We start from the raw sequence: 6,299 nt of genomic DNA on the forward strand, positions 1-6,299 counted from the left end.
GAAAAGACCCGCATTAAAAAAATAAGGGCTAACACGGCCAGACTTAAGGGTGAATTCGCCGAACTTCAAAACTTTTGGATAGCAAATTCAATGAATTCGCGCTGGTGGGGCTTCATATTTGTATTTTCTTGCATTAATTGCGCCTAAATTGAAAGATATTACAGTGTTTTTCTTTTCAAAAAATGTGAATTAAGTATCATACCACGCAAATTAATTATGAGGCAGTTATGCGAGTAGTATCAATTAACGTAAATGGATTGAAGAGAGCTGCAGAAAATGGTTTTTTTGATTGGATGCGTGAGATCGATGCCGATGTGGTATGTGTCCAGGATCTGCAAGGCAAAGTTTATGATTTCGATGACGAAATCTTCCACCCCGAAGGTTATCAGGCTTATTTTATAGATGCTGAAAACCCTGAAGATGGCGGCGTGGGTATTTATACTCGCCACTTCCCCAAGGCAATTATGTATGGCTTTGCTTATGAGCCAGCAGATCGTGAAGGGCGCTTTATTCAGGCTGACTTTGAAAATGTTAGTGTTGCTTCAATGCTTGTACCCAATGCATTAGGCAAGCCTGAGAACCAGGAAGCAAAGGATAAATTCCAGGACGCGTTTCAAAGCCATCTGGAAAAAACTCTCCGTAAGCGTCGTCAGTTCATTTTTGCGGGCAGTTTCAATTCCGCGCATTTGGTGACAGATGCGAGCAAAAAATACCATGAGATGGACGTGAGTGGCTTTAAAGCGCATGAGCGAGACTGGTTCGATACGGTTTTCGATGACTTTGGTTATGTTGATGCGTTCCGCCATGTGAATGTTGAAAGAAATCAATATACCTGGTGGCCAGAGTGGGCCAAGGGTTGGCGAAAGAATGCAGGCTGGCGAACAGATTATCAGATCACGACCCAGATGATGCGTAATGTTATCGAAGATGGTTTTATTGATATGGACACGCGCTTCTCGGATCACGCACCTGTTATTATCGACTACGACGTGATTATGTAGTTTCGGTGATTAGAAATAAAAAAGGGATGGTTGCTACCATCCCTTTTTTTATTCTAGGCTTTCTTTACGAGTTTCGCGCTGCTTCCTGCAACTCAAATATCTCGTTAATGCCTTTCTTCGCTAGTGCTAACATGGCATTAAATTCGGACTCTTCAAACGCTTCACCTTCAGCAGTGCCCTGAATCTCGATAAAGCCGCCTTTGTCTGTCATGATCACGTTCATATCAGTTTCTGCTTCTGAGTCTTCCGGGTAGTCCAAGTCGAGAACGGGTGTACCTTTGTAGATGCCTACAGAAATCGCCGCAATCTTTTGCTTTAGCGGGATTTCTTTCAGTTTTCCTGCATCTACCAAGCCTTGAAGAGCGTCCATGAGTGCCACGCAGCCCCCAGAGATAGACGCTGTACGAGTACCTCCATCTGCCTGGATAACATCGCAATCGATTTGAATGGTGCGTTCGCCGAGTGCTTTCATATCAACAGCGGCGCGTAATGAGCGACCGATTAGACGCTGAATTTCGACGGTACGACCTGTTTGTTTACCCTTTGCTGCTTCACGGATCATACGTGAACCGGTAGAGCGAGGCAGCATGCCATATTCAGCGGTTAACCAACCTTGTCCTTCACCTTTTAGGAAGCGGGGTACCTTTTCGTCTATTGAGGCAGTACAGATAACTTTGGTGTCGCCAAACTCAACCAGGACAGAGCCTTCAGCATGTTTTGTGTAGTTTCGGGTGATTTTAATCTCGCGTGCTTGATCTGGTTGGCGTTCGCTTGGTCTCATAAAGTTCTTCCTATTGGGGAATTAAATAAAGGGGTACCGGGAAAATTTGCCGGCAAGTTTATCACTTTAAAGGTGGGTTTCTAAGTGCCTAGCGAGTAGAATTCGTAAATCAATTTGAACATACGTAACTGAGCTAAGTGGGGAAGTACCAATGCTGAAAAGCATGACAGGATTTGCACGTTTAGAACTTGAAAGTGAACAAGGTGTATTAACGTGGGAGCTAAGAACGGTCAATCATCGTTATCTCGAGCCTCACTTAAAAATACCGGATATGTTTCGTGAAGCGGAACCTAAACTCAGATCCTTGATGCGTAAGTACTTATCTCGGGGCAAGCTAGACTGTTCCTTAAAGTGGCAGCCCAGTAACCGTAAAGCTGATGGCTTGAAGGTGAATGCTGAAGTGCTCGCTCAGTTAAGTGAAGCCTGCCGTTCGGTAAATGAGTTATTTGATGACGTCGCACCGGTTGATGCGATCTCGGTGCTTCAATGGCCTGGCGTGATTGATAATGAGTCAGGTGACCGCCAGCAACTGTTGGCACAAGCCAATGAGTCCTTTGAGGCCTGCTTAAAAATATTATTGGAAAACCGTCAACGTGAAGGCACTCAGCTAGAGCCTCTGTTTGAAGAGCGTTTAGTCGCTATTGAAAATATCGTTAAAGAAGTGCGCGCCTGGTTGCCAGATATTCTTAAAAAGCAAAGCGAATTAGTGAAGAAGCGCTTCGAAGAAGCTTCTGTACAAATGGACAATGAACGCCTTGAACAAGAGATGGTTTTGCTAGCGCAGAAAACTGATGTGGCTGAAGAGCTTGATCGTTTAGATGCTCATGTAGTTGAAGTACGAAGTGTACTGAAGAAAAAGGAGCCGGTGGGGCGACGTCTTGATTTCCTTATGCAGGAGTTAAACCGAGAAGCCAATACCTTGTCATCTAAGTCTATCGTAACAGACACCACAAAAGCGGCGGTAGAGTTGAAAGTTTTGATCGAGCAGATGCGCGAGCAAGTACAGAATGTAGAGTAGAGCGCTACTTGCAAAAACAGAGAGTGCCAAGGCAAAGCCTAGGGCACTCTTTTGAACTAACTACTTGGAAGACTCAACAAGCTGCTCAGCTTGCTTAATCGGCATATGACGCACATCTTTACCTTTTACGATGTAGATCACGTGCTCAGCCAGATTACACGCATGGTCACCGATACGTTCCAAGGCACGTAGTACCCACATAACGCTGTGAATCTGGGAGATACTGCGAGGGTCTTCCATCATGAAGGTCATCAGTGAGCGAACCGCTGACTTGTACTCGGCATCGACAGCATGGTCTTCTTTCATAATATCCAGTGCCATATCGATATCGAAACGTGCAAAGGCATCGAGTGCACCATTGACCATTTGACCAACATGATCGCTGATGTGGCGAATTTCGACGTAGCCGCGAGGTGCTTTGCCCTCTTCAGTCAGGCGGATTGCCATTTTGGCAATCTTACTGGCTTCATCACCAATGCGTTCGATATCTGCAACCATTTTGATGATAGAAATGACTAAGCGAAGGTCACTCGCTGCCGGCTGACGTCGTGCAATCAACTGGGTACAGTCTTCGTCGATCAGTAACTCCATTGCGTCAACTTCTTGGTCTTTGTTACGGACCGTATCGGCGAGTTCGCTATTGTTGGTGATAAGAGCTTCTACTGCATCAGATACTTGACGCTGTACGATACCGCCCATATTTAGCAACTGGTTACGCAACTCAGATAAATCCTGATTGAATTGCTGGGAAATGTGCTGAGTGTGGCCGTCGTTTGTTGTAATACTCATATTTGCCTCTTTTATCCGTTAATGCAGCATAGTGTCATGTAGCGAGTTGATATAGTCCTAAACCTAACCGTAACGACCGGTTATATAGTCTTCAGTCTGCTTGTTACGTGGGTTGGTAAACAGCTCATCAGTGTTGCCAAATTCGATCAAGTCGCCCATATACATAAACGCCGTGTAGTCAGATACACGAGCAGCCTGCTGCATATTGTGGGTTACGATAACGATAGTATAGTCATCTTTTAGCTGGTGAATCAGTTCTTCAATTTTCAGCGTAGACAATGGGTCCAAGGCTGAAGCGGGTTCATCAAGCAGTAATACATCTGGTTTAACAGCAACGGTTCGTGCGATCACCAAACGTTGTTGCTGACCACCGGATAGACCCAATGCGCTATCATCAAGACGATCTTTAACTTCATCCCAAAGTGCTGCAGAACGTAGAGACCATTCTACTGTTTCATCTAGAATACGCTTTTTGTTGATTCCTTGAATACGCAGGCCATAAGCGACGTTTTCATAGATGCTCTTTGGGAAAGGGTTTGGCTTCTGGAATACCATACCAATGCGGCGACGAAGTTCAGCCACTTCGACTTTACGTTGGTAGATATCTTTACCTTCGTGCATGATTTTACCGGTGATGCTACAGCCATCAACCAAATCGTTCATGCGATTGAAGCAACGCAATAATGTCGATTTACCACAACCCGATGGGCCGATAAAAGCCGTTACTCGGTTCTGTGGGATCTGCATATTTACGCCGTGAAGGGCCTCTTTTTCACCGTAGCATAAGCGTAAATCGTCAACGGTTAGTGCAATTTTTTCGTCTTCCAGCTTTAGAGCTGCAGACTTACGCTGTAGTGAACTGATATCGATAGCGTGCGTCTTAGTTTCGGTTTGTGCGCCTGCTTGTGTCGTCGAATCATTTGTATCATTTTGCATAGTCATATCTCTTTCTGGTGTCTATCCAGTTAACTCAATAATTATTAAAACTCAAACCATTTCAGGCGCTAGTTAAACTTCTAATGCTTTGTACTTCTCACGTAGCTTGTTACGAATCGCGACTGCGCTTAGGTTTAGCATTGCAATAACGATAACCAATAATAGCGAGGTTGCGTAAACAAGTGGTCGTGCCGCTTCGACGTTAGGGCTCTGGAAGCCAACATCGTAGATATGGAAGCCTAAGTGCATAAACTTCTGGTCCAAATGCAGATAAGGGTAGTTGCCATCTAGCGGTAATGAAGGCGCTAGCTTAACCACACCTACCAGCATCAATGGCGCAACTTCACCCGCTGCACGAGCAATCGCAAGAATAACACCGGTCATCATTGCAGGGCTTGCCATAGGTAGTACGACACGCCAGAGTGTTTCAGCTTTGGTTGCGCCCAAGGCCAGGCTACCTTCACGAATGGATCTTGGAATACGTGATAAGCCTTCTTCAGTCGCTACAATAACCACTGGCAATGTCAGGATCGCTAGCGTGACTGAAGCCCATAACAAACCACCGGTACCTAGCGTCGGCGCGGGTAATGCCTCAGGGAAGAAGGCCTGATCAATACCTGAGCCCAGGAAGTAAATAAAGAAGCCCAGGCCAAATACACCGTATACGATAGAGGGAACACCGGCGAGGTTGTTAACCGCGATTCGGATAATTCGGGTAATTGCACCCTGGTGTGCATATTCACGCAAGTAAACAGCGGCGATAACGCCTAGTGGTGTCACCATGATAGACATGACGATTACCATCAAAACCGTACCGTAAATAGCGGGGAAGATACCGCCTTCTGTGTTGGCTTCACGCGGGTCATCGCTAACAAACTCAACTAGCTTCTCAATATAGAAGGAGATCTTCTCAGCCAGCGACATTTTGTTAGGCTGGAATGCGCGAACAACGTGGGCTATCTCGATTTCTCGCTCTTGGCCATCCGCTGTTGTTGCGACGAGACTGTCACGATTGATTTGCGTGTATAAATCACTCAGGCGTGATTGCAGCCCTTTGTATTGATTATCGAGCGCTGCGCGTTCTTCTTTAAGCGCTAATTGACGCTGAGCTGTTAGCTCATTGTTTAGCTCATAAGAGCGCTCTTTTAGGCGTAAACGCTCGATTTGGCTGTTGATGCTGCCGATCTCGGCCTTTTCGATCGTATAGATCTCATCATGAATGCTCAATGCACGTTCGATACGCTTGCTCAGTTCATCCCATGCGCCATTTCCAGAGGCGACAACCTGGCCGCTTTCTTTTACATCTTTAAGGTAGCCGTAGAAGTTACCCCATTCGCGACGTTCCATTGCGATAATATCTTCAGGGTAATGACGATTACTTAAGGAGGCATCCAATACCCAGCGGAAGTCACTGCCCGTTACATCCCGGTTACCCATTTTAAGCAGGTGACGATCCATAAACTCGACGCCTTGAGGAACCTTGTAACCAGCCTCTCTCAGCTGAACAGCAGAAACACTTTCTGTTTCGACCAGCTCACCCATGATTTTATAGGTACCGCCATTTCGGTTTTCTACATCAGCCTCGACGACATCATGTGCCCAGAAGTGCACTAAACCACGTGAAGCGATCAGGATTAACAGGCTAAAGACCATCACCAAGCTGATTGCGACCGCGCCAGCGTTTAACCAAACCCAAGGATCGCCGTCTTTAAACCATTTCTTTAAAGGTACTCTCATGATTTTAATCCTTAAATTACGCTGTACTTAGAACGAA

The 6,299-nt window shown here is 45.8% G+C and carries 6 protein-coding genes and 1 pseudogene; 2 read left to right on the forward strand and 5 right to left on the reverse strand.

The window, feature by feature from the left end:
- Nucleotides 1–116 (reverse strand): annotated as a pseudogene (gene pyrE / locus A3735_RS31025) (orotate phosphoribosyltransferase); the annotation flags it as partial.
- Nucleotides 117–227: 111 nt separating this feature from the next.
- On the opposite strand from pyrE, the gene A3735_RS15080 reads away from it, so the two are divergent.
- Entirely contained in the window at nt 228–1,001 is a 774-nt protein-coding gene (locus A3735_RS15080; protein WP_068514433.1) for an exodeoxyribonuclease III, read from the forward strand.
- A 64-nt stretch (nt 1,002–1,065) separates the two neighbouring features.
- Here A3735_RS15080 and rph read toward each other — a convergent pair whose 3' ends face one another.
- Nucleotides 1,066–1,782 (reverse strand): ribonuclease PH, encoded by a 717-nt coding sequence (gene rph / locus A3735_RS15085; protein WP_068514431.1) that lies wholly within the window; start codon nt 1,780–1,782, stop codon nt 1,066–1,068.
- A gap of 151 nt (nt 1,783–1,933) precedes the next feature.
- Between rph and A3735_RS15090 the strand changes: the two genes are divergently transcribed.
- Nucleotides 1,934–2,800: a YicC/YloC family endoribonuclease gene (locus tag A3735_RS15090; protein ID WP_068514428.1), complete on the forward strand. Its 867-nt coding sequence runs from the start codon at nt 1,934–1,936 to the stop codon at nt 2,798–2,800.
- A gap of 60 nt (nt 2,801–2,860) precedes the next feature.
- Here the strand turns inward: A3735_RS15090 and phoU are convergent, their stop codons facing one another.
- The 3 genes from phoU to pstA form a co-directional block, all read right to left on the reverse strand.
- Nucleotides 2,861–3,583, reverse strand: a complete 723-nt coding sequence (gene phoU, locus A3735_RS15095; protein WP_304438889.1) for a phosphate signaling complex protein PhoU — start codon at nt 3,581–3,583, stop codon at nt 2,861–2,863.
- A gap of 69 nt (nt 3,584–3,652) precedes the next feature.
- The gene (gene pstB / locus A3735_RS15100) at nt 3,653–4,525 is read right to left on the reverse strand and encodes a phosphate ABC transporter ATP-binding protein PstB (protein WP_068514420.1); all 873 of its coding nucleotides are present in this window, start codon (nt 4,523–4,525) and stop codon (nt 3,653–3,655) included.
- 72 nt (nt 4,526–4,597) lie between these two features.
- Nucleotides 4,598–6,262, reverse strand: coding sequence for a phosphate ABC transporter permease PstA (pstA, locus tag A3735_RS15105; protein WP_197469946.1), 1,665 nt, complete (start codon nt 6,260–6,262; stop codon nt 4,598–4,600).
- Nucleotides 6,263–6,299: the final 37 nt, after the last annotated feature.

It is taken from the genome of Oleiphilus sp. HI0061 (assembly GCF_001635675.1).

Excerpts from the sequence above, each read along its gene's own strand:
- A3735_RS15080 (WP_068514433.1), top strand. The coding sequence starts at position 228 with ATGCGAGTAGTATCAATTAACGTAAATGGATTGAAGAGAGCTGCAGAA.
- rph (WP_068514431.1), bottom strand. The coding sequence starts at position 1,782 with ATGAGACCAAGCGAACGCCAACCAGATCAAGCACGCGAGATTAAAATC.
- A3735_RS15090 (WP_068514428.1), top strand. The coding sequence starts at position 1,934 with ATGCTGAAAAGCATGACAGGATTTGCACGTTTAGAACTTGAAAGTGAA.
- pstB (WP_068514420.1), bottom strand. The coding sequence starts at position 4,525 with ATGCAAAATGATACAAATGATTCGACGACACAAGCAGGCGCACAAACC.
- pstA (WP_197469946.1), bottom strand. The coding sequence starts at position 6,262 with ATGAGAGTACCTTTAAAGAAATGGTTTAAAGACGGCGATCCTTGGGTT.